Source organism: Nocardia sp. NPDC055002, assembly GCF_053608825.1.
Window position 1 is genome coordinate 78,160 of the sequence record NZ_JBSGWE010000007.1, and the last position, 21,785, is coordinate 99,944.

Here is a 21,785-nt window from a genome sequence, read left to right on the forward strand (position 1 = left end):
GCCGTGGCCTCCACCTCGACGAGCAGATCCGGCTCACCGAGCGCGGCCACCCCGATCAACGTGATCGGCTTGACCGGATCCACGCCGAGCTTCGCCGCGGCCCTGGCGACACCTTCGCCGAGCAGCGGATACTTGTCCGCGCTGCCAAGGACGAAGAACCCGGCGGTGCGGTCGATGCTGATCGACCGGGCGGCGCAGCTGGCGGCGCGGCTGGCGCAGGTGCCGGTCGCCGAGGATCCGGTGCACGATCTGGCCGCGCTCGGCAGCGCCTACCTCGCCAACGCCATGGCCAATCCTGATCTCTACCGGGTGATGTTCGGCGCGGGTTTCGCGCTCGAGGACGCCGGAGCCGCCGATGCCACCCTCGACCGCCTGGTACGGGCGGCCGACTCGGCCAGGTCGATCGGACGGTTCGAGGCCGATATCGATCCGCTCGATCTGGCCACGCAGAGCTGGACCATCGGACACGGGCCGGCGGGCCTGGTCGCGACCGGGCCGCTGCCACCGGCCGCGCTGGGCCACAGAATTCCCCTGCTCACAGCATTGTTCGTGGCCCAGTGCGCGCGGTCGGTGGCGTCGGGCTGGAGCCTCAGTTGAGTTGGGCTACAGCGGCTTTCGTCGCCTCGGCGACGAGGTCGTTGGAGGGTTCGGCGTTCTGGTCCGGCTTGGTGGTGAGGACGGCGAGGACCAGGGGCGCGCGGTTGGGGGGCCAGGCGACAGCGACGTCGAGGGCGGAGCCGTAGGCGGGGCTGCCGGTTTTGTCGCCGACGATCCAGTCCGTGGGCAGACCTGCCTTGATGCGTTTGGCGCCGGTCTTGCTCGCCTTCAGCCACGTGGCGAGTTGGGCGCGTTCGGGTTCCGGGAGAGCGGTGCCGACGACGAGGGCGCGGTAGTTCGCCACCAGGGCGGCGGCGGTGGTGGTGTCGCGCTCGTCGCCGGGGATCGCGGTGTTGAGCTCGGGCTCCCAGCGATCGAGGCGGGACACGGTGTCGCCGAGGGTACGCAGGAAGGCGGTGAACCCCGCTGGGCCACCGAGCAATCGGAGCAGCATGTTGCCCGCGGTGTTGTCGGACTGGGTGATCGCCGCGTCGCAGAGCGCGGTGACGGTCATGCCGGTGTCGATGTGTTTCTCCGACTCCGGCGAGTTCACGACGATGTCGGCCGCGGTGTAGCGGATCACCTGGTCGAAATAACCGGTGGACAGCGGATGCGCCTGCAGGAGAGCGCCACACGCCAGACCCTTGAACGTCGAGGCCATCGGGAAGCGCTCATCCTCCCGGTAGTCGACGGTCGCTCCGTTTCCGGTGTCGACCACCGAAAGACCGAGCCGGGCACCGTATCCGGCCTCCATATCGGCGAACGACGTTGTGGCGGGCACGCCGGCCGACGTAGACGATGCCGGTTCGGCGTCGTTGCTCGAGCAGGCGGTGAACGTCACGGCCGAGATCGCCAGCGCGACGGCGGCGATCCTGGTGCGGAGGCGGGGCGTCAGTGTGGAGGAAGTCACCGGTGCACGCAATCATCGCCGACCGGTTCGAAGCCAATACCGGACAGCGGGCTGGACGAGTCGTACCCGATATCACCGCAGGTGAACAGCGGTGAGGCGACGTGGAAGACCGATCCCCACCAGCTCGTCACCCCAGATCGACCGAGTCGCGGCAAGCGCGCTGGTTCAATGGCCGATATGGATCTGATCCGCCACCTCCGGTTCTTCGTCTCCGTCGCGGACGAGGGCCACTTCGGGCGGGCAGCAGCGGCACTCGACATGACCCAACCGCCCCTGTCGCAGGGGTTGCGCCGCCTCGAACAACATCTCGATGTCGAACTCATCCACCGCACCAGCCAGGGCGCGCTGCTCACCACCGCGGGCAAACACTTGTTGCCGCGCGCCCGGCTGCTCGTCGACGACGCCGACCGATTGCTCGCCGAATCACAGCGGATCGCGCAGCTCAGCGGGACCGTGCGGTTCGCGGCGACGACCGCGCTACCCGATCGCCTGGTCACCGCGTGTGTCACCGGCTTGCGCGCCGCGGGTGGCAGCGTGGCGACGACACTGGCCACGACCGTCGATCTCGTCGCCGAGGTGCGCGCGGGCGTCTGCGATGTGGCGGTGATCGAACATCCGGCGCTGGTCGACGGAGTGGAGGCCGGACCGGTGGTGAAGTTGCCGCGCTGGCTGGTGGTGCCGGCCGAGCACCGCACCACCACCGCCGAACGGCCGACCTTCCCCATGCTCGCCGGACTGTATTTCGCGCATCCGCCGCGCGCCGCGAACCCGCCCGCCTTCGACAGCATCATCGATCTGCTGCGGGAACGCGGACTGGACGCAGCGCCACTCGCGGCTCCCGACGATCGGGCGGTGTTGGCCGCCGTGGCCGCGGGCACGAGTTTCGGCGTCACCGCCACCTCGCCGACGCCGACACCGGGGGTGGCATGGCTCACGCTGGCGCCGCAGTCGATTGCCTTGCGGATCAGGGTCATTCGCAGAGCGGACGCGGGAGCGCAGGCCGATGCGCTGGATCGGGTGCTGTACCGGGAGCGGCTGCGATGAGCGGGTTCGACGCGGCGACGGACGGCCGCCGCCCCGATTCGAGCCGGCTCAGCGCGACCGACACGCTGCCCGGATCGAGCACCACCGACACCGGACACGGCGGTGCCGGCATGCCGGAATCTGCGAGTGCCCGGATCCGTGCCGTGTTCGCCGATGCGGGCTGCGTCGGCTGGTTGCACGCCCGGCGCTGCGATGGCTCCGCCGGCCAGATCTCTGTCGGCGGGCACGACCGGGTGGTGATCGCGTCGGTCTACAAACTGCTGCTGTTGGCAGCGTTCTTGCGACAGGTCGACCACGGCCTGATCGACCCCACCGGCCGGCTCACCATCGATCCGGCCGACTGCACTCCGGGGCCTACCGGTCTTGCGGCACTGCATGATCCGGTCACGCTGAGCCGTCGCGACCTGGCGGCGTCGATGATGACCGTGTCCGACAATGCCGCCGCCGATGTCCTGCTCGGCGAGGTCGGTCTCGCCGCGGTGAGTGAGCTGGTGCACGAGCTCGCCCTGACGGATACCCGGATCGTCGGCGGCACGGCCGACCAGCACCGCAGCCTGGTCCGCGATACCGATACCCACAGCACCGCGGAGGCTTTCGCGGTCCTGGCGGACAACGACGAGGCGTGGACGGTCTCCGCCTACGACCCCTCCTACGCCAGCGCGACCACGCCCGAGGAGATGACCCGGTTCCTGTGGAAGCTGTGGACAGGTGACTTATTGTCCACGGCCAGTACGGCATTCGCGCGCACGGTGATGAGCAAGCAGATCTGGCCGCACCGCATCGCCGCCGGCTTCCCGCATCGCGGAGTGCTCGTCGCGGGGAAGACCGGGACCATCGGGGTGATCCGCAACGAAGTCGCCGTCATCGAATTCCCCGGCGAAACACCGGTAGCGGTAGCGGTCTTCACCCGCGCCGCCCGCGCGGATCCGATGCTGCCGGTGGTCGACGCCGCGATCGGCGAGGCGGCACGGATCGCCGTCACCGAACTACGCCGCCCGCGCTGAGGTGACAACTACCTGACGACCATGGCTAGCATCGTCGTTTGTGGGTGGAGATTCTTCCGGCTTCGGCCGAGTGCAGAAAATCGGGATCGCGGCGGGGGCGCTGGGTGTGGTGCTGGCGGTGGCGACTCCGTTGCTGCCGGTTCAGCAGCAGCGCGCGAGCCTGGAGTGGCCACAGCCCCAGTCGATGCAACTCAGCGTGCCACTCGTGGACTACGTGCCGTTGTCGCTCGACGTGAGCATTCCGTGTACCGCGTTGCGCGACATGACCGGCGGGACAGTGCTGTCCACGGTTCCCGCCCAGGCGCCGCGAGCAGGATCGAAAGGCTTGGTCGCGCGTATCGAGGACCGGCCGGGAGCCGGGCGCACGTTGTCCGTGGTGCTGCGCGACAAGTTGCTGTTGAGCGCGCCGATCGCGGATATCGCGGGGAACGCCCCCGTGCAAGAGAGCTCGACCGCCGACGGCCGGAATGGCACACAACCGCCCCCCACCGACGCGAACCGGCCACCTGCCCCCAACGGCACACCGTCCGCCGGCGGCGCTCCCCCCAACGGCGCACCGCCCCTCAGCGGCACCCCGCCCAACGGTGCACCGCCCTCTGGCGGCACCACTCCCAACGGTGCGCCGCCACCCGGCGGCACCACTCCACCCAACGGCGCGCCACCCACCGGCACCACTCCACCTAGCGGCGCTCCCGCTCCTGGCAGCACTCCCCCGTCGGGCGCGGTTCCGCCGAACGGGCCGCTGTCCTCGACGACGAAGCCACCGGCCGGTCCGGGCGGCGCGCCCGGAACAGCTGTGCCCGAGACCGCACGCGACGCCCGATGCGGAGCGCTGACCGTGGTTTCCACCGGCTCGAGCACCACCGCCGAGCTCACCGGTATGACCCGAGCCGACGGCTCGCCGATGAAGACGACCGTGGACGCCGATGTGCGCCCACAGGTGGTCGGAGTCTTCACCGAGCTGGATCGCGGACGGATGGGAGACGCGCGACTGCATGCCGAGATCGATGCGCGGTTCTCGTCGAGTCCGAGTGGCTGGAAGCTGGCAGCGATCGTCGGGGCGGTGTTGAGCGCCTTGCTCGCCCTGATCTGCCTGCATCGCGGCGACGCTCGCGACGGCCGCCGGGCGCGTCGCGTTCTGCCCGCCCAATGGTGGCGGTTCACCGGTCTCGACGCGGTGGTCGCGGGCACGTTGGTCAGCTGGCATGTGATCGGCGCCAACAGTTCTGACGACGGCTACATCCTCACGATGGCGCGCGCGTCGAAGGAAGCGGGCTACACCGCCAACTACTACCGCTGGTTCCAGGTCGCCGAGGCACCGTTCGGGTGGCCCTACGAGGTGCTCGCCCAGATGACCCGGGTCAGCGAGGTCGGGGTGTGGATGCGGTTGCCCGCGTTGCTCGCCGGGTTCGTGTGCTGGCTGGTGCTCAGCCGGGAAGTGTTGCCGCGCCTGGGTTCCGGCGTGCGCGCGAGCCGCGTCGCGCGCTGGACCGCTGCCCTGGTGTTCCTGTCGATCTGGCTGCCCTACAACAACGGCCTGCGACCCGAACCCCTCATCGCGGTCGGCGCACTTCTCACCTGGTGCTCGATGGAACGGGCGATCGCCACTCGCCGCCTGCTGCCCGCCGCCGTCGCGGTGCTGATCGCCGCGTTCTCCCTGGCGGCCGGGCCCACCGGATTGATCTGCGTGGCAGCACTGTTGGCCGGTTCGCGACCGGTGCTGCGCACGATCATCGCCCGCGCCAGACCGGATTCGGGCGCTGGCGTGTCCCCTCGCGGAACCGTGTTCCTCCGATACGCCGCACTCGTCGCTCCGATCGTCGCCGCGGGCACTCTCGTACTGGTCGTCGTCTTCGCCGACCAAACCTTCTCGACCGTCCTCGAAGCCACCCGCGTGCGCCAGCTCGTCGGCCCCGACATGTCCTGGTTCGAGGAACGCACCCGCTGGGATTCCCTGCTGTCGGTCAACCCCGACGGCTCCCTGGCCCGTCGCTTCGGCGTCCTCGCCATGCTCCTGTGCCTCGCGGTCGGCATCGCCGCGACCCTGCGCCGCGGTCGCATCCCGGCGACCGCGCGTGGCCCGGTGACCCGAATCCTCGCTGTCGTCTTCATGGCCCTGCTGCTGATGATGTTCACCCCCACCAAGTGGACGCATCACTTCGGCGTCTACGGGGGCCTGGCCGCCGCACTCGCCGCGATCACGGCAGTGGCGCTGGTCCGCGTCGGCCGGAACTATCTCCGAACACTGTTCGCCGCCGCGGTGCTGTTCCTGCTCGCCGTGAGCTTCACCGGCTCCAACGGGTGGTGGTACGTCTCCGGCTATGGCGTCCCGTGGCCCGACCGCGCTCCCACGCTAGGCGGGATCGAGGTGTCGACCCTCTTCCTCGCCGCAGCGGCCGCGAGCCTCCTCACGGCCCTGTTCCAGTACTACGGCGGTATCGGTCGCCGCAGGCCGAATCGCAAGATCCCGGCTGTCGCGCCGCTGACCGTCGCCGCGGCGGCCATGGTGCTGTTCGAAGTGGCTTCGCTTGCCGCCGCGGCCGTTTCGCAGTACCCGGCCTATTCGGTCGGGCTGTCGAATCTACGCGCGCTGACGGGTGACCGGTGCGCGATGGCCGATGACGTTCTCGTCGAGACGAATACCGCGGACTCACTGCTCGCCCCGTACAGCGGCACCGTCGCCGACGGGCTGGCCGCCGAGAACACCGGCTTCACCCCGAACGGTGTCGGGAGTCTCGCCCCCGATCCCGGTCCCGGCCAATCCTCCGCCCCGCCTTCGGGTTCGGGTCCCGGAGGAAGCGGCCCCGGCGGCTCAGGCCCTGGCGGAAGTGGCCCCGGCGGTCCAGCCCCGGCCGGCGGCACGACCGGGACACCACCGAGCGGTCCGAACGCGGGACCACCCGGAGCGGCCGGTCCTGCCGTGGCCGGCGTGAACGGCAGCACGGTGGCATTGCCGTTCGGCCTCGCCCCGGAACGAACGCCGGTGCTCGGCAGTCACTCGACCGGCGAACCACAGCGGACGCAGTTGACGACGCAGTGGTATCGGCTGGATATGGCCGCCGCACAGCAGAATCCGGCCTACCGGGTGATGATCCTGACGGTGGCCGGTCGGATCGAGTCCACGGCGCCCGATGGCTCACGCATGCCGGGGCAACGCTTGCGAGTGGAGTTCGCTCGTCGTGCCGAGGACGGAACCACCACCGCCCTGGGCGAGGCGATCCCGCCGACGGTTGGTGGCGCTCCGGGCTGGCGGAACCTCCCGATCGCGCTGGATCGAGTTCCTGTGGGTACCACTGCCGTTCGACTCGTCGCCGACGCGGCGGAGCCCGACCCCATGCAGTGGCTCGCGATCACCCCACCGCGCCTGCCGAAACTGTCGAGCCTGAACACCGTCGTCGGCAGCACCGACCCGGTCCTCACGGATTGGCATGTGGGACTGGCTTTCCCGTGCCAGCGCCCGTTCGACCACCACACCGGCGTCGCGGAGATGCCGATCTGGCGTATCCAGCCCGACAAGCTCAACGCCCAGGTCTCCGAGACCTGGCAGGGCGACACCGGCGGCGGCCCGCTCGGCTGGACCGGCATGCTCATGCAATCACGCACCGTCCCCGCCTATCTGGCCGACGACTGGACCCGCGACTGGGGCGAGCTCCAACGCCTCACCCGCACCGTCGCCGCACCACCGGCCGACATCACCGTGCGCACCGAGATCCGCTGGGGCCTGACGAACGAAACCCCGATCAAAACCAGCTGACCCCGGCAAACACGAACCGCCGCTACCCCGAGCACGGGTAGCGGCGGTGTCGGTTGTGGCAGAGGCTACTTCGGCGGTTCGGCACCGGCGGGCGGGCCACCGGCGGGCGGACCGTCGACGGGCGGAGCGCCACCGCCCGGCGGGGTCGCGCCCGCGGGCAACGGCTTGCCGATGTTGCGCGCCATGTCGGGCATCAGACGGATGGCGACCTGTTCCCAGGTGCCCCAGTTGTGAATGCCGATGTCGGGGAAGTCGTAGCTGACGTTCTCGTAACCCAGTGCGGTCACCCGCTTCTCGAACGAGCGGGTGTTGGCCAGGGCGATCGCTTCCAGCGGCATGCCCTGGGTGATCGCGTCGACCGAGGACAGGTCCTGGTCGGCGGGCTTGGCGCTACCCGCGGAGACGTAGAGGCGGGTGTTGTTGGCGATCAACTTCTCGACGAACCCGTACGGGTCCATCCGCTTCCACTTCTCACTGCCCGCGGGCGCCATCGCCTCGATGTTGTACCCACCGCTGGCGATCATCGCCCCGCCGAGCGCCTCGCGCATGCCGGGCATCGACATGTGCAGGTAGCCCGACAGCGACCCGGCGTAGGTGAACTGCTCGGGGTGGTATGCCGCCATCAGCATCGCCGCGCTACCGCCGCTGGACAGGCCGACCACACCGTTGCGGGTCGCGCTGAAGCCCAGCCGGGAATTCATCGCCTCCGGCAGCGTCTTGGTGATGAAGGTTTCCCACTGGTAGGTGTTGACCTTGCCCTGGGTGTCCTCCCAGCCGCCGATCGCCGAACCGGAGTCGGCGCTGGGCAGCATCGACCCGTCGGGGTTGACGCCGAAGAAATTGCTCGGCTGCTCCCAGTCGGCGTAGAAGCTGGACTGGCCGCCGACCGGCATCACGACGTTGATGTTGAACTTCGCCATCTGCGCCGGGATGGTGGTGTGCTTCTCCCAGCCGTTCAGGTCGTCCTCGGCGCGTTCGCCGTCGAGCAGGTAGACCACCCGATCGGTGTTGCCGTCGGCCGCGCGGATGATCCTGGTGTTGATCTCCCCCATCGACGTATCCACCCGGAAGTCGATCGCGGACGGGTCGGCATCGGCTGCGGCGGGCGCGACAGAGGCGCCGAACGGCACCACCACGACGACGGCGCCTGCCATCACTCGCCGAAGAACTCTCTTTACCCCACGCATGATCGGTGTTCTGACCTTCCCGTTTGTGCGGCCTCGCCGCTTCCCCACTCGACCCGCCGCGGTACTGCACCTGCGCGCGGGGCCCTGTCGGGCAGCATAGCGCGCACCTGATCCCAGGGGTACATCGAATTGTGCAGTGGGGCAGCCTGCTTCGCGCGCCCGCTGCGAACTGCGGATTCTCGGCGAGGGGCGGCGCCGGCGGAGCGCTACCCTGGGAGGTCGATTCGTGGCCGCGCCCGGCCGCCCTGCCCAGAACGGGACCGCCGTGAAGCTCGCCGTACGCCTGATGATGTTGTCGCTGGTCCTCGCCCTGTTGTTCGGGGTCCCCTGGTGGACGTTGGTCTCGGCGCCGACCGGTGGCAGCGGCACGCTGTTCTGGATCGGGACGGCGATCGCCGCGGCCGCCCTCGTGTGCCTGCCGCTCACGATGTTCCTCGGGCACGGGCCCGCGCAGTCCGATCCGGCGGTGATCGTCGGCGACACCCTGCTCGGGGTGGTGTGGGTGGTGTTCTCCTGGTCGGTGATCGGGCTGCTCGTGCGGGGCGCGCTGGCCGTCGGCGGGGTCGACGGTGCCCGGATCGTGGCGGCAGGGGTGCTGGTGACTTCCGCGGCGCTGGTCGGGTGGGGCGTGTACGAGGCGCGTCGGGTACCGCGGGTACGCACGGTCGACGTCGCGATTCGCGGGCTGGCGCGGGGCCTGGACGGGTTGCGCGTAGTGGTCGTCACCGACACCCATTACGCCGCGCTGAATCGGCGGCGCTGGTCGGAACGCGTGGTGGAGGTGGTCAACGCGCAGCGGCCCGATATCGCATGCCACGCCGGTGATCTCGCCGACGGCTCGGTCGTGAAACGCCAGGCGCAGGTCGATCCGCTCGGCAAGGTCGAGGCGCCGCTTGGCCGGTTCTACATCACCGGCAATCACGAGTACTTCGGCGACGCGCAGGGCTGGATCGACTACATGGCCTCGCTCGGCTGGCAGCCGCTGCACAACCAGCACAGCGTCCTGACCCGCGACGGCGACCGCCTCGTCATCGCCGGCATCGACGACCCGACCGGCGTCGGCCTGCCCGGTCACGGTCCCGATCTGCCCGCCGCACTCGCGGGCGCCGACCCCTCGCTGCCGGTCGTCCTGCTGGCCCACCAGCCCAAACAGATCGCCGACAGCGCCGCGGCGGGCATCGCGCTGCAGATCTCCGGTCACACCCACGGCGGGCAGATCTGGCCGTTCCACTACCTCGTCCGGCTCGACCAGCCGGTGGTCGCGGGCCTGAGCAGACACGCGAACAACACCCAGCTCTATACCAGCCGCGGCACCGGTTTCTGGGGCCCGCAGCTACGGGTTTTCGCCCCCAGCGAGATCACGGTGCTGGTGCTGCACCCGGACAACTGAACCCAGTCGCCCAGCGCACAGGGGCGTCCGAGATCGGATCAGCGGTGCGGCTGGGTGACTTCGGTCGGTAGCGTGCCGCCCATCACCACCTTCGAACCGTTCCACGAATAGGTGATCGTGGCCGGGCCGCCCTGCGGTGCGGCAAAGGGTTCGTCACCGGCGAGCCAGCGGTAGTCGACGGTCACCGCGTTGTTGCTCGACCCGACAACGGTGGTGAAGGCATACGGCTCAGAAGTGCCCGTGCCCAAGTACTTTCCGTTGCGGAAGAACAAGAGGTGGATCGGCGCACCCGCGGAGTTGCCGCCGATGGCGCGCACATACAACAGCTGACCACAGCTACCCGGCTGATCACTCGAAGCCTGTCCGGCGACCCAGGTTCCCTGGAGGCTCGCGAGGGCGTTCTGCACACCGGTCGAGGCCGGGTCTATGCAGCGACCCGGTCCGCTGATGTCGTCGGCGGGGGCGGGAGAGGTGGTGCCGGGAGCCGGGATCAACGTGGGAGCTTGTGTGACCGGCGGTGTTTCGGGCTCCGGCGCGATGGTGGCGCCGGGCCGGGGCGCGGCGGTCTCCTCGGGCGCGGAGGACTCCGGGGTCTGGCCACCCGGCGCGGGCGCGCGGGAGCTCGACGGGGCCGCCGTCGCGCGGGAGGTTGATGTTGTTGCCCCTGAACCACTCTCGTCGGTGCAGCCTGTGACCAGTGCCGCGGCGACGGCGATGAGCGCGCCCATTCGAACTGCGTTCTTCATGGTTCCTCGATTCTGTGTCCCCTACGCGCGGTAGCGCGTACATGCAGACTTCATCGGGGCCCCCGACACGGTCGTTAGGCGATTCAACGGAATCCTCACCCTAGGGTGCGACATCCACACCCATATACCTAGATCTGCTAGGTTATTACCTAGATCTTCTAGGTATAGGAGTGCGATGCGGATAGACAAAGACCTGGTGGCGGCCTCGGCGACGCCGCTGGTACTCGGAATTCTGGCCGAGGGCGAGTCGTACGGCTACGCCATCCTCGAGCAGGTCAACCAGCTCTCCCGCGGGCGGATGCAGTGGACCGACGGGATGCTGTACCCGCTGCTGCACCGGCTGGAACGGCTCGGGCACGTGTCGTCGACGTGGCGGGTGTCCGAGGGCGGACGCCGCCGCAAGCACTACCTGATCACCGAGTCGGGCCGGGCGGCGCTCGCCGAACGACAAGCTCAGTGGAGTGTGGTCGCCGAGGCCCTGGACCAGGTCTGGCGCAGCGCCACCCGGCCGGTGGAGAAGGGATGGGCGTGATGGAGACCGAGTTGCAAGCCCATATCGATCAGTGGCGCGGGTACGTCCAGCGTCATCGTGCGATTTCGGTCGCCGACATCGACGAGATGGAAGATCATCTGCGCGAACAGATCTCGACCTTGCACATCGCGGGCCTGTCGAGCGACGAGGCATTCCTCGTCGCGGTGAAACGGATGGGCAGCATGGACGCGATCTCCCGGGAGTTCGCGCTCGAGCATTCCGAAAGGCTGTGGAAGCAGCTCGTTCTGGTGCCGGAGGAGTCCGAGGGCGGTGCGGGCAATCGAGAGCTGATGGTTGTGCTCGCCTTCGCCATAGGGGCGGCGCTCACGGTGAAGGCGGGCTTCACCTGGCTGGCGGGCCCTGCGTTGGATCTCAACATCAGCCTGCTCGTGTTGCCCTTCCTCGCAGGATATTTCGCGTGGAAGCGCCAGGTTTCCGCGCGGGTGGCCGCCGTGCTGCTCGCGCCCGTCGTGCTCACCGCACTCGTGCTGAACCTGTATCCGTTCGAGCCCGAAGGGGCGACCGAGATCATCGCCGCGATCCACGCGCCGATCCTGCTGTGGCTGGTGGTCGGCTTCGCGTACGTGGGCGGCGACTGGCGCTCCGGGCGGCGGCGGATGGACTTCATCCGGTTCACCGGGGAGTGGTTCGTCTACCTGACCTTGCTGGCACTCGGCGGCGGCGTGCTGATCGGACTGACAGTGGGCGCGTTCGGGACCCTCGATTTCGACATCGAGCCGGTGATCGAGGACTGGGTGCTGCCCTTCGGGGCGGCGGGCGCGGTGATCGTCGCCGCCTGGCTGGTCGAAGCCAAACAGAACGTCGTGGAGAACATCGCGCCGGTGCTCACCCGGGTCTTCACCCCGCTCACCATCGTCATGCTGTTCGCGCTGCTCGCCGCTCTCGCGACCACCCGCAGCCTGACCGCGATCGACCGCGATCTGCTCATCCTGATGGACCTGATCCTCGTCCTGGTCCTGGGCCTGCTCCTCTATACGATCTCCGCCCGCGATCCGCTGACCCCACCCGGGTTCTTCGACCGCCTGCAGCTGGTGCTGGTGCTCACCGCGCTGGTCGTCGACGTGACGATGCTGGCCGCCATGCTCACCCGGATCGCCGAGTTCGGCTCCACCCCCAACAAGGTGGTCGCGCTCGGACTGAACGTGGTGTTGCTGGTGAACCTCGTGTGGTCGGGCCACCTCGGGCTCGGCTTCGTGCGCGGCAGGAAGACCTTCACCGCTGTCGAACGCTGGCAGACCGACTACCTGCCCGTATACGGCGTGTGGGCGGCCGCCGTGATCGTCGCCATCCCACCGTCGTTCGACTTCCGATGATCTCCGGACTCGGCGAAAATCGCTGGCGGTCCGTGACAGGATCATCAAGTGCTCTTGACGATCTCCACGACTCACACGCCGGCGACCGACCTCGGATACCTCGTGGTCAAACATCCCGACCGCGTGCAGTCGTTCACGACCACCGGCGGCACGGCACACGTCTTCTATCCACAGGCCGATGTCGATCGCTGCACCGTCGCCCTGCTGCTGGAGGTCGACCCGGTGGAGTTGGCGCGACCGAGCAAGGGGCACAACGGGTCCGCGCTCGGACGCTATGTGAACGACCGGCCGTATGTGGCGTCGAGCCTGCTGTCGGTGGCGCTGGGCAAGGTGTTCCGGTCGGCGCTGAACGGCACGAGCCGCGACCGTAAAGAACTGGCGGAGACCGCGATTCCGTTGGAGATCGAAGTCCCCGCCGTGCCGTGCCGTGGTGGGACCGAGATCGTCGAGAGACTGTTCGCGCCGCTGGGTTGGACGGTGTCGACCAGCTCGGTGCCGCTCGATCCCGAGTTCCCGGAATGGGGCCCGTCGCCCTACACCCACCTCCGTTTGACCGGGACGCTGCGGCTGGCAGAGGCACTGAACCACCTCTACGTGCTGTTGCCGGTGCTCGATGACAGCAAGCATTACTGGGTGGACGCCGACGAAGTCGACAAACTGCTCCGCGCGGGCGAGGGCTGGCTCGGCGCCCACCCCGACCGTGAACTGATCGCGCGGCGCTATCTGGCCGGACGGCGCACACTCATGTTGTCGGCGTTGGAACGGCTGCGCTCGGCGGACGAGGTGGTCGACGATGCCGAAATCCCCGGAGACGCGATCGAACGCGTCGAAGCTGCCGAGCGCCGCACACCCCTGGTGAAGCTGCGCAAGGAAGCGGTGCTCGCGGCACTCGCCGAGACCGGCGCATCGCGTGTCCTCGATCTCGGTTGTGGCCCGGGCGCTCTGCTGCTCGCGCTGCAAGCCGAGGCCCGGTTCACCGAGATCGTCGGCGCCGACGTCTCCAGCGCGGCGCTGTCGATGGCGGAGCGGCGCTTGAAGTTCGACCGGATGTCGGACCGGCAGCGGGCCAGGATCACGCTCATCCAGTCGGCGCTGACCTACCACGACAACCGCCTGCGCGGCTTCGACGCGGCGGTGCTCATGGAGGTGATCGAACACGTCGACGAGTCCCGGCTGCCCGCGCTCGAACGCGCCGTCTTCGGGCATGCTGCGCCCGGCGCGGTGATCGTGACGACGCCGAACGTGGAATACAACGTGCACTACGAGACCCTCGACGGTCACCGCCACGACGATCACCGATTCGAGTGGACCCGTGCCGAATTCACCGCCTGGTGCGCCCGCGTCGCCGAGACCTTCGGCTACACCGTCGACATCCGCCCGGTCGGCGACCACGACCCGCAGACCGGCTCCCCCACCCAGCTCGCGCTGTTCCGGAAGGCCGCGTAAATGAACATCGACCTCCCCGACCTGTCGCTCATCGCCCTGGTCGGCATCTCCGGTTCCGGCAAATCCACCTTCGCCCGCGAGCACTTCAAGCCCACCGAGGTGCTGTCGTCGGACTTCTTCCGCGGCATGGTGGCCGACGACGAGAACGATCAGTCCGCGACGAAGGACGCCTTCGACGCGCTCGGCCACATCGCCGGGATCCGGCTGCGCGCCGGTCGACGCGTCGTCATCGACGCCACCAATGTGCAGAAGCACGCCCGGGCCGAATTGGTCGCGCTGGCGCGGTCTTTCGATGTGCTGCCGGTCGCGATCGTCATCGATACGCCCGAAGCTGTGGCGTGGGAACGTACCCAGGGACGCACCGATCGCGACTTCGGGCGCAACGTCCTGAAGCGGCAGAGTCAGGACCTGCGGCGTTCCCTGCGCGAGCTCGGTCGCGAGGGTTTTCGCAAGGTGCACGTCGTCAGTGATCCGGCCGAAGTGACGATCACCTACGAGAAGGCGTGGAACGACCGGCGTGAGCTCACGGGTCCGTTCGACATCATCGGCGATGTGCACGGCTGCCGGGCCGAATTGGAAACGCTGCTGGGCGAACTCGGATGGACGCTGGTTCGCGACGAGGCCGGGCGCGCTGTCGATGCCACCCACCCGGCGGGACGTCAGGCGGTCTTCGTCGGCGACCTCGTCGACCGCGGGCCCGATTCACCGGGGGTACTGCGGTTGGTGATGGGCATGACCGCGAGCGGACACGCGCTGTGCGTGCCGGGCAATCACGAGCAGAAGCTGCTCAAGAAATTGCGGGGCAAGAACGTCACGGTGTCGCACGGCCTCGCCGAGACGCTCGAGCAATTGGACAGCGAGACACCGGAGTTCATCGAGTCCGCGGCGCAGTGGATCCACGACCTCGTCAGTCACCTGCGATTGGACGGTGGGCGACTCGTGGTCGCGCACGCCGGACTCAAAGAGGCATACCACGGACGCGCGTCCGGGCGCGTTCGCGACTTCTGTCTCTACGGCGAATCCACCGGCGAGACAGACGAATACGGCTTGCCGGTGCGCTATCCGTGGGCGCGGGACTATCGCGGTGCGGCAATGGTCGTCTACGGGCACGTACCGACGCCGAAGGTGGAGTGGATCAACAACACCGTCTGTCTCGACACCGGTGCGGTGTTCGGCGGCGAGCTGACGGCGCTGCGCTACCCCGAGAAGACATTCGTCGCGGTGCAGGCCGAGCGGATGTACTACGAGCCGATCCGGCCGCTCGCCGATGCCGAATCCGCGCGCGACAACGAGACGCTCGACCTCGCCGATGTCACCGGGCGCAGGCACATCCGCACCGAGCACGGCACGGTGATCGTCGATGCCGAGAACTCGGCGGCCGCGCTGGAGGTGATGAGCCGGTTCGCGATCGATCCCCGGCTGTTGCTGTGGTTGCCGCCGACCATGTCTCCGCCGTCGACGTCGACCGTCGAGGGGTATCTCGAGTATCCCACCGAGGCGTTCGCCGACTATCGCGCGGCGGGTGTGGACAAGGTGGTGTGCGAGGAGAAGCACATGGGGTCGCGGGCCGTGGTGCTCGTGTGCCGTGACAAGGCGGCGGCCCGCTTCGGCGTCGGCGACGGATGCTCCGGTGCGATCTACACCCGCACCGGACGGTCGTTCTTCAACGATCCGGCCCTCACCGAGACGCTACTCGACCGCGTCCGTGCCGCGGCCGCACCGCTTTTCGACGAACTCGACTCGGACTGGCTGCTCCTGGACTGCGAACTGCTGCCCTGGTCCGCCAAGGCCGCCGGGCTGATCCGCACCCAGTACGCGGCCGCAGGCGCCGCCGCACGGTCGGCGCTGCCCGCCGCGGTCGCGGCACTCGACGCCGGACTGGCCCGTGGGCTCGACCTCGGCGAACTGCGTGCCCGCACCGCCGACCGCGCCGAGAACGCGGCCGGTTTCACCCACGCCTACCGCCGATACTGCTGGCCGACAACAGGACTCGACGGCGTCCAGATCGCCCCGTTCGCCCTCCTCGCCTCCGCAGGCGCCTGCTACGCCGACCGCGACCACGGCTGGCACCTCGACATCAGCGACCGCTTGGTCGCGGCCGACCCTGTGACCTTCCGCCCTACCGGCCGCCGAATCGTCGACCTGTCCGACCCTGCCGCCGAAGCCGAAGCCACCACCTGGTGGCTCGAGATGACCGCGGCAGGTGGTGAAGGCATGGTCCTCAAGCCCTACGCCGGCCTCACCCACCGCAGCAGAGGCAAACTCGTCCAGCCCGGCATCAAATGCCGAGGCCGCGAATACCTCCGCATCATCTACGGCCCCGACTACACCACCCCGGAACACCTCACCCGTCTGCGCGACCGCACCCTCAGCCGCAAACGCACCCTCGCCCTCCGCGAACACACGCTCGGCCTGGCCGCCCTGGACGCCGTCGCCGCGGGCGAACCACTGTGGCGCGTCCATGAATTGGTCTTCGCCGTCCTGGCCATGGAATCCGTACCGACCGACCCTCGCCTCTGAGCTCTGCGGCGGTCAAATAGTGTCGTCTCCGGTATTCGCACCGCGCGACTCGCCAGAACTGTTGAGAGAATAGAGAATTGACTCAGCTCGCCCCGTTTCCGTTGCCCTTCCGTGCCGCTCATCTGGTGGCTGTCGCACCGGTCAGGACGGTGCGCGAGCTGGAGATGATGCGATTGAGCGCCGCTGTTCGGGAGAAATCACAGTGGCATCAGAAGATGCTGGACTCCGACATCGTCGCCCGATGGACTCGAGAAGCCGCCGAATCCGGAATGACGGAGGCGCAAATCCGCTATGTGCTCGATGAACTCGCGTACTACGCCGGATTACGCGACGAGAAGACCGGGATCGAGATGTCCGCTGTCGATGGGGTGTGGCAATCGGACACCCTGATCGACGACACGTTGCGGGCTCGCCTGCGCGCAGCGGCCCGGGTGTTCGAGGATGTTCCAGCGGCAGAACACGATTGGCAACCCGGGTCGAACGGTCAGGTGCGCAATCTCGTCCATCCCTCGCTGTACTGCCTGGTCCGCGGCGTCAGCCGGCCCGATGACGCGCCATGGCCCGGCCCGGCGAAAAATGATGCCGGGTACGCGTATTCGCAGAAGTTTCAATGGCTGCCCACCGATGTCGATGTCACCGACACCGGCGAGGTCGCCTTCCGTTCCTATGTCAACAACGTCGACCCCGCTCGCCATCACGCACTCGAATCCGTCTTGCCGGAACTGTTCGCCCGCATGCTCCCACTGCTGGCCGATGTGCTGACCGACCTGCGCCGACCACGACCGGTGCGGATCGACGTCAACCCCTTCGCCTGGTACGAAGACTCCGAACCCACCGAGCCGACCGATGAGAGCGACGAAGCCCAGGAAGCCTTCGAGGCCGCCTGGGACGAATGGTGGGAAAACCGCCGACCGGCCATCCCCGACGCCCCCGCTTTTCAGCCACCCATACCCGTCGACGACAGCGATCGCGTCGACCTCACCGGGCGCAGATTGCAGGTCATCGTGAAACTCGCCAACATTTACCTCACACCCGAGAAGCCGGAATATCCGGGCGGTTCGTGGCACGTCGAAGCAATGCTCAACGAAAGCATCGTCGCCACCGGAATCTACTACTGGGACAACGAGAACATCACCGACAGCCGGCTCGGTTTCCGCGCGGCGATCGATGACCCCGAATACGACCAGAACGACGAAACCGGCATGCGCGAGGTCTTCGGTCTCGCCGACGAGGACGCACTCAACCAGGACCTGGGATCGGTCCAGGCCACAGCCGGTCGCTGCGTGGCGTTCCCGAACATCCTCCAGCATCGCGTCGCACCGTTCCGGCTCCAGGACCCGACCCGGACCGGTCACCGCAAGATCCTGGCCTTCTTCCTCGTCGACCCTTCGACGACCATCGTCTCGACCTCCGACATCCCACCCCAACAACCCTGGTCCCCGACGTCGACGATGACAGCGGCACAGGCCGACGCCTTCCGCACGGAACTGATGCGAGAGCGCAAGTTCTTCGTCGACGAACACAACAACGAACTCTACGAACGCGAATTCTCCCTCTGCGAACACTGATCTCGATGCCCTGCACTTCCAGGGAGCGGTGCCCACCGATGTCCGTCAGCTCGCCGCCGTTGCGGTGTGCCAGAACTGACGATCCCGGTTCACCACTCGTAGTACGACACCACCGCCGGCTGACCGGTATACCCGGGACCCGCGGTCGGGTCGGCGCCGAGGAAGGTGGCGGCGAAGGTCGGGCGGCCGTGTCCACGCACCTGGTGTCGGCGGCGGTTGTAGGTCAGTCCTGCCGCGCGCAACGCATCGACGACAGCGGTCGTCGCCGGGGAACCGCCCGGACAGCGGATTTCGGAGGGGTCGAAGTCGGCGGCGAAGTGGCCGGAGGGCGTCATCCAGGATGTCATCGACTCGATCAGCGCCAGTTTGTCGCCGATGTAGTGCAGGCCGTGGACGCAGGTGACGAGGTCGGCTTCACGTGGCGGGGTCCAGGTTGTCGCCGAGGTGGTGAGCAGGCGCAGGCGCGGGGTGCGGGGTTTGTCCAGGAAGAAGTCGACGAGGTCCAGGCCGATGATGGTGACGTCGGCGGTCGGGAATTCGCGGTCGAATCGTTCCTCTGCTTCGAGCAGGGCCCGGCCGGAGCCGCAGCAGACGTCGATCCACGTGACCCGGGCGGTGGGGTCGGCGCGCAAGCGCTCGGCGAGTACCTCGTAGGGGTCGAATCCGAGTTCGCGGGCGTAGCTGTTCACCCCGGACAGTCCTCGGCCGCGGTTCATCGCGTTGTTCGCGACTACCGAGGACTGTTCCAGCGTCAGGTCGTCGAGCAGGACGGGATCTGTTGGCACCACACGATTATCGCTGCCGCGCAGGTCACGTGATACGTCAGCGACGCCAGAAGAAGTGGTGGACGACTCCGCTGGGGCTGGGGACCTGCTCGTGGTGGAAGCGGTCGTCGTATTCGTCGGGGCTTTCCCACAGGCGTTCGCCCGCACCGATTTCCACCGGTGCGACGACGATGTGCATCGCGTCGATGAGGTCGGCGGCGAGGAATTCGCGGACCGTGGCGACGCCGCCGCCGATGCGTACATCCTTGCCGTCGGCGGCATCCAGAGCCTGGGCGAGCGCGTCCTTCGGGGTGGCGTCGATGAAGTGGAACGTGGTGTCGGCCAAGGTGAACGACGGGCGCTCGTGGTGGGTGAGGACGAAGACCGGAGTGCGGAACGGCGGGTTGTCGCCCCACCAACCCTGCCAGTCGTAGTTCTCCCACGGTCCGCGCTGCGGACCGAACTTGTTGCGGCCCATGATTTCCGCGCCGATGTTCACGGCGTAGTCGCGGGTGATGTAGTCGTCGAGGCCGTAGGTGCCACCGGGATCGGTGCGGTTGGGCCAGTGCGCGGTGGCGCCTGCCCAAAACATGAAGTCAGAGGGTTCGGCGTGACCGAAGGGGTGTTCCAGACTCTGCCCCTCCCCCGCGCCGTACCCGTCGCTGGAAATGCTGAAGTTCTGAACGCGGACCATCTGAGCCATCGGGGGTGCCCTTTCTGATTGCAATGTGCAAGCAGTGATGAACGTATCCTAGACTGATCCTATGTCGCAACCAGTTGCTCAGGAGAAGTTGCCGGTGCCGCCGGGCAAGTCGGGCTGCCCGATCAACCTCACAGTCGAGCTCCTCGGCGACCGCTGGAGCCTGATCATCCTGCGCGACATCATGTTCGGCGGGCATACGCATTTCCGGGAACTACTCACCGGCTCCATCGAAGGCATCGCCTCGAACATCCTGGCCGCACGGCTCGCCAAACTCGTCGCCGCAGGTCTGCTCACTCGCGACGACGACCCCAGTCACCGGCAGAAGGTCGAATACCACCTCACCGAGGCCGCGATTCAGCTCGTTCCGGTGCTGGCCGCACTGGGCGCGTGGGGTGCGCGATGGTTGCACACAGCGCCGGAGCTGACGGTGCGCGCGGAGCTACTCGCCGCGGGCGGACCCCCGATGTGGGAGCGCTTCATGGATGAACTGCGCGCCACCCATCTCCGTGGCGCGCCGCTTCCCGACGACGGGGTGCTCGCAGAACTCACCGCCGCCTACCTCGCGGCGGCCGGCGAGTAAGGGTCAGCGAGCCGCCTGGCGGCCGACTTCGTTCAGGTGGGCCATCGCCTGGCGGTACGACTCGAACAAGCCGGTCTCGCAGTAGGGAACGCCGATCTCGGCGCAGAACTGCGCGACCATCGGCTGGGCATGGCGCAGGTTGGCGCGCGGCATCGACGGGAACAGGTGGTGCTCGATCTGGTAGTTCAGCCCACCCATCGCGGTGTCGACGAGGAAGCTGCCGCGCACATTGCGCGAGGTGAGCACCTGGCGACGCAGGAAATCGGTGTTGTCGCCGTCCGGCAGAACTTCCATGCCCTTGTGGTTGGGCGCGAAGGTGGAGCCCATGTACAAACCGAACAGACCCTGCTGAACGGCGATGAACACCAACGCCTTCCCCGGCGACAACACCAGGAACGCCGCCGAGAGCAAACCGATGAAGTGGGCGGCCAGCAGCGCACCCTCCCAGACCCGGTTCGGGATCGGCCAGCGGAACACCGCGACGATGCTCTTCCAGTGCAGGCTGCCACCTTCCAGAAGCAGCAGCGGGAAGAACAGCCACGCCTGGTAGCGGAAAATGAATCGCCGCCAACCTGTTCCGGCCCGCGCACGGTCACCGGAGAACGCGAGCACACCCATCGCGTCCGGGTCCATGCCCTCGGTATTGGGGTGGGCGTGATGACGGTTGTGGTTGCTCGTCCACCACCCGATGCTCAGCCCGATGGCGAGGTTGCCCGCGATCAGCCCGTACAGGTAGTTGGCCCGCCGCCCGGCGAAGATCTGCTTGTGCCCGGCATCGTGCCCGAGGAACGCGATCTGCGAGAACACCGCGGCCAGGAACACTCCCACCGCCAGCGTCCACCACGAGTCACCGATGGCGAAAAATGCCACCCAACCAGCCACGAAGGCCACTGCGGTCAGCGCGCTCTTCCACCCGTAATACCCCACTTGCCGGTCGAGCAGGTCCGCCGCCCGGACGCGACGCAACAGGACCGAGTACTCACTGCCACGCACGGGAACGACATCAGACGCGATAACCACGCCACAAGCATGGCGCATGCAGGCCACGTCCGGGTGAACGGGTTGCAGATCTGCGATATCCACCGCTGGGTGGTCGCGGAGTTCGGCGGGAATTCGCTACCGTCAGGCTGACGAGGGGAGTCACATGTCCGCTGAACAGTTCGTCGCGAACTTCATCGATTTCTGGGATCGACCGTCCGTTGACCGAATCCCGGAGATTCTGCATCCGGACGTGGTGCTGACCCAGCCGTTGTCCCCACCGATGCACGGAATCGCCGCGGCGCAAAGAGAATTCGCCCAGATCTGGCGATTCCTCCCCGACCTCCGGGCGCACGTCGACCGGTGGCGCGGTGACGACGACGTGGTCTTCATCGAGTTCCGGTTGCTGGCGCACGTGGGACGCCACCGCATCGAATGGCCGAACGTCGATCGCATGATCCTTCGCGACGGCAAGGCGATCCAGCGAATGAACTACTTCGATCCCCTACCGGTGCTGCCCATCGTTCTGAAGCACCCGTCACTGTGGCGGCGCTGGTGGGTATCGGGCGCGGCACGCCCCTGGCGGACCGGCCATCGGATCGACGACTACCGAACCATCACCGGAGGCGGCCCGGCCACCGTGCTGGATTGAAGATCGAGCCGATGTCGGCGTACATTTTTACGACGACCATCTGACCATGAAACGACAAAAGGTCCGGCTCGAAAGC

18 protein-coding genes are annotated in these 21,785 nt (G+C 67.9%); 12 read left to right on the top strand and 6 right to left on the bottom strand.

The window, feature by feature from the left end; all coding sequences use genetic code 11:
* Positions 1 to 69 precede the first annotated feature (69 nt).
* Positions 70 to 597 carry a TetR-like C-terminal domain-containing protein gene (locus tag ACWF99_RS26140; RefSeq protein WP_452537647.1) on the top strand — a complete coding sequence of 176 codons (528 nt, stop codon included), beginning with the start codon at positions 70 to 72 and terminating at the stop codon, positions 595 to 597.
* Here ACWF99_RS26140 and bla read toward each other — a convergent pair.
* Positions 590 to 1,507 (bottom strand): class A beta-lactamase, encoded by a 918-nt coding sequence (bla, locus tag ACWF99_RS26145; RefSeq protein WP_452537648.1) that lies wholly within the window; start codon positions 1,505 to 1,507, stop codon positions 590 to 592. The genes ACWF99_RS26140 and bla overlap by 8 nt on opposite strands.
* Positions 1,508 to 1,675: 168 nt before the next feature.
* On the opposite strand from bla, the gene ACWF99_RS26150 reads away from it, so the two are divergent.
* From ACWF99_RS26150 to ACWF99_RS26160, 3 genes are all read left to right on the top strand, one after another.
* The gene (locus tag ACWF99_RS26150) at positions 1,676 to 2,551 is read left to right on the top strand and encodes a LysR family transcriptional regulator (protein WP_452537649.1); all 876 of its coding nucleotides are present in this window, start codon (positions 1,676 to 1,678) and stop codon (positions 2,549 to 2,551) included.
* A gap of 110 nt (positions 2,552 to 2,661) precedes the next feature.
* The gene (locus ACWF99_RS26155; protein ID WP_378633463.1) at positions 2,662 to 3,555 is read left to right on the top strand and encodes a serine hydrolase; all 894 of its coding nucleotides are present in this window, start codon (positions 2,662 to 2,664) and stop codon (positions 3,553 to 3,555) included.
* 40 nt (positions 3,556 to 3,595) lie between these two features.
* Entirely contained in the window at positions 3,596 to 7,309 is a 3,714-nt protein-coding gene (locus tag ACWF99_RS26160; RefSeq protein ID WP_452537650.1) for an arabinosyltransferase domain-containing protein, read from the top strand.
* A gap of 65 nt (positions 7,310 to 7,374) precedes the next feature.
* On the opposite strand, the gene ACWF99_RS26165 is transcribed toward ACWF99_RS26160, so the two are convergent.
* Positions 7,375 to 8,463 (bottom strand): alpha/beta hydrolase, encoded by a 1,089-nt coding sequence (locus tag ACWF99_RS26165; RefSeq protein ID WP_452537651.1) that lies wholly within the window; start codon positions 8,461 to 8,463, stop codon positions 7,375 to 7,377.
* A 319-nt stretch (positions 8,464 to 8,782) separates the two neighbouring features.
* On the opposite strand from ACWF99_RS26165, the gene ACWF99_RS26170 reads away from it, so the two are divergent.
* Positions 8,783 to 9,886 carry a metallophosphoesterase gene (locus tag ACWF99_RS26170; protein WP_452537756.1) on the top strand — a complete coding sequence of 368 codons (1,104 nt, stop codon included), beginning with the start codon at positions 8,783 to 8,785 and terminating at the stop codon, positions 9,884 to 9,886.
* 38 nt (positions 9,887 to 9,924) lie between these two features.
* Here the strand turns inward: ACWF99_RS26170 and ACWF99_RS26175 are convergent, their stop codons facing one another.
* The gene (locus ACWF99_RS26175) at positions 9,925 to 10,632 is read right to left on the bottom strand and encodes an LppP/LprE family lipoprotein (protein WP_452537652.1); all 708 of its coding nucleotides are present in this window, start codon (positions 10,630 to 10,632) and stop codon (positions 9,925 to 9,927) included.
* Between the two features lie 175 nt (positions 10,633 to 10,807).
* On the opposite strand from ACWF99_RS26175, the gene ACWF99_RS26180 reads away from it, so the two are divergent.
* The 5 genes from ACWF99_RS26180 to ACWF99_RS26200 all read left to right on the top strand — a co-directional run bounded on the left by ACWF99_RS26180 (position 10,808) and on the right by ACWF99_RS26200 (position 18,032).
* Positions 10,808 to 11,164 carry a PadR family transcriptional regulator gene (locus ACWF99_RS26180; protein WP_378633051.1) on the top strand — a complete coding sequence of 119 codons (357 nt, stop codon included), beginning with the start codon at positions 10,808 to 10,810 and terminating at the stop codon, positions 11,162 to 11,164.
* Positions 11,155 to 12,498 (top strand): permease prefix domain 1-containing protein, encoded by a 1,344-nt coding sequence (locus ACWF99_RS26185; protein WP_452537653.1) that lies wholly within the window; start codon positions 11,155 to 11,157, stop codon positions 12,496 to 12,498. The genes ACWF99_RS26180 and ACWF99_RS26185 overlap by 10 nt, the downstream gene beginning before the upstream one ends.
* A gap of 48 nt (positions 12,499 to 12,546) precedes the next feature.
* Positions 12,547 to 13,944: a 3' terminal RNA ribose 2'-O-methyltransferase Hen1 gene (locus ACWF99_RS26190; protein WP_452537654.1), complete on the top strand. Its 1,398-nt coding sequence runs from the start codon at positions 12,547 to 12,549 to the stop codon at positions 13,942 to 13,944.
* Positions 13,945 to 16,464, top strand: coding sequence for a polynucleotide kinase-phosphatase (locus ACWF99_RS26195; RefSeq protein ID WP_452537655.1), 2,520 nt, complete (start codon positions 13,945 to 13,947; stop codon positions 16,462 to 16,464).
* A 77-nt stretch (positions 16,465 to 16,541) separates the two neighbouring features.
* Positions 16,542 to 18,032 carry a DUF4246 domain-containing protein gene (locus tag ACWF99_RS26200; RefSeq protein ID WP_452537656.1) on the top strand — a complete coding sequence of 497 codons (1,491 nt, stop codon included), beginning with the start codon at positions 16,542 to 16,544 and terminating at the stop codon, positions 18,030 to 18,032.
* Positions 18,033 to 18,121: 89 nt separating this feature from the next.
* Here the strand turns inward: ACWF99_RS26200 and ACWF99_RS26205 are convergent, their stop codons facing one another.
* Complete coding sequence (locus ACWF99_RS26205; RefSeq protein WP_452537657.1) at positions 18,122 to 18,817, bottom strand: class I SAM-dependent methyltransferase; 696 nt, start codon at positions 18,815 to 18,817, stop codon at positions 18,122 to 18,124.
* Positions 18,818 to 18,854: 37 nt separating this feature from the next.
* Positions 18,855 to 19,499 carry a dihydrofolate reductase family protein gene (locus ACWF99_RS26210; protein ID WP_378633035.1) on the bottom strand — a complete coding sequence of 215 codons (645 nt, stop codon included), beginning with the start codon at positions 19,497 to 19,499 and terminating at the stop codon, positions 18,855 to 18,857.
* A gap of 61 nt (positions 19,500 to 19,560) precedes the next feature.
* On the opposite strand from ACWF99_RS26210, the gene ACWF99_RS26215 reads away from it, so the two are divergent.
* Complete coding sequence (locus ACWF99_RS26215) at positions 19,561 to 20,079, top strand: winged helix-turn-helix transcriptional regulator (RefSeq protein WP_378633032.1); 519 nt, start codon at positions 19,561 to 19,563, stop codon at positions 20,077 to 20,079.
* Between the two features lie 3 nt (positions 20,080 to 20,082).
* Here the strand turns inward: ACWF99_RS26215 and ACWF99_RS26220 are convergent, their stop codons facing one another.
* Positions 20,083 to 21,099 carry a fatty acid desaturase family protein gene (locus ACWF99_RS26220; RefSeq protein WP_378633030.1) on the bottom strand — a complete coding sequence of 339 codons (1,017 nt, stop codon included), beginning with the start codon at positions 21,097 to 21,099 and terminating at the stop codon, positions 20,083 to 20,085.
* 124 nt (positions 21,100 to 21,223) lie between these two features.
* On the opposite strand from ACWF99_RS26220, the gene ACWF99_RS26225 reads away from it, so the two are divergent.
* On the top strand, positions 21,224 to 21,709 hold the full coding sequence (locus ACWF99_RS26225) for a nuclear transport factor 2 family protein (protein ID WP_378651767.1): 486 nt from the start codon (positions 21,224 to 21,226) through the stop codon (positions 21,707 to 21,709).
* Positions 21,710 to 21,785: the final 76 nt, after the last annotated feature.

Excerpts from the sequence above, each read along its gene's own strand:
- ACWF99_RS26180 (WP_378633051.1), top strand. The coding sequence starts at position 10,808 with ATGCGGATAGACAAAGACCTGGTGGCGGCCTCGGCGACGCCGCTGGTA.
- ACWF99_RS26155 (WP_378633463.1), top strand. The coding sequence starts at position 2,662 with ATGCCGGAATCTGCGAGTGCCCGGATCCGTGCCGTGTTCGCCGATGCG.
- ACWF99_RS26195 (WP_452537655.1), top strand. The coding sequence starts at position 13,945 with ATGAACATCGACCTCCCCGACCTGTCGCTCATCGCCCTGGTCGGCATC.
- ACWF99_RS26215 (WP_378633032.1), top strand. The coding sequence starts at position 19,561 with ATGTCGCAACCAGTTGCTCAGGAGAAGTTGCCGGTGCCGCCGGGCAAG.
- ACWF99_RS26175 (WP_452537652.1), bottom strand. The coding sequence starts at position 10,632 with ATGAAGAACGCAGTTCGAATGGGCGCGCTCATCGCCGTCGCCGCGGCA.
- ACWF99_RS26165 (WP_452537651.1), bottom strand. The coding sequence starts at position 8,463 with ATGGCAGGCGCCGTCGTCGTGGTGGTGCCGTTCGGCGCCTCTGTCGCG.
- ACWF99_RS26210 (WP_378633035.1), bottom strand. The coding sequence starts at position 19,499 with ATGGCTCAGATGGTCCGCGTTCAGAACTTCAGCATTTCCAGCGACGGG.
- ACWF99_RS26185 (WP_452537653.1), top strand. The coding sequence starts at position 11,155 with ATGGGCGTGATGGAGACCGAGTTGCAAGCCCATATCGATCAGTGGCGC.
- ACWF99_RS26225 (WP_378651767.1), top strand. The coding sequence starts at position 21,224 with ATGTCCGCTGAACAGTTCGTCGCGAACTTCATCGATTTCTGGGATCGA.
- ACWF99_RS26170 (WP_452537756.1), top strand. The coding sequence starts at position 8,783 with ATGATGTTGTCGCTGGTCCTCGCCCTGTTGTTCGGGGTCCCCTGGTGG.
- ACWF99_RS26150 (WP_452537649.1), top strand. The coding sequence starts at position 1,676 with ATGGCCGATATGGATCTGATCCGCCACCTCCGGTTCTTCGTCTCCGTC.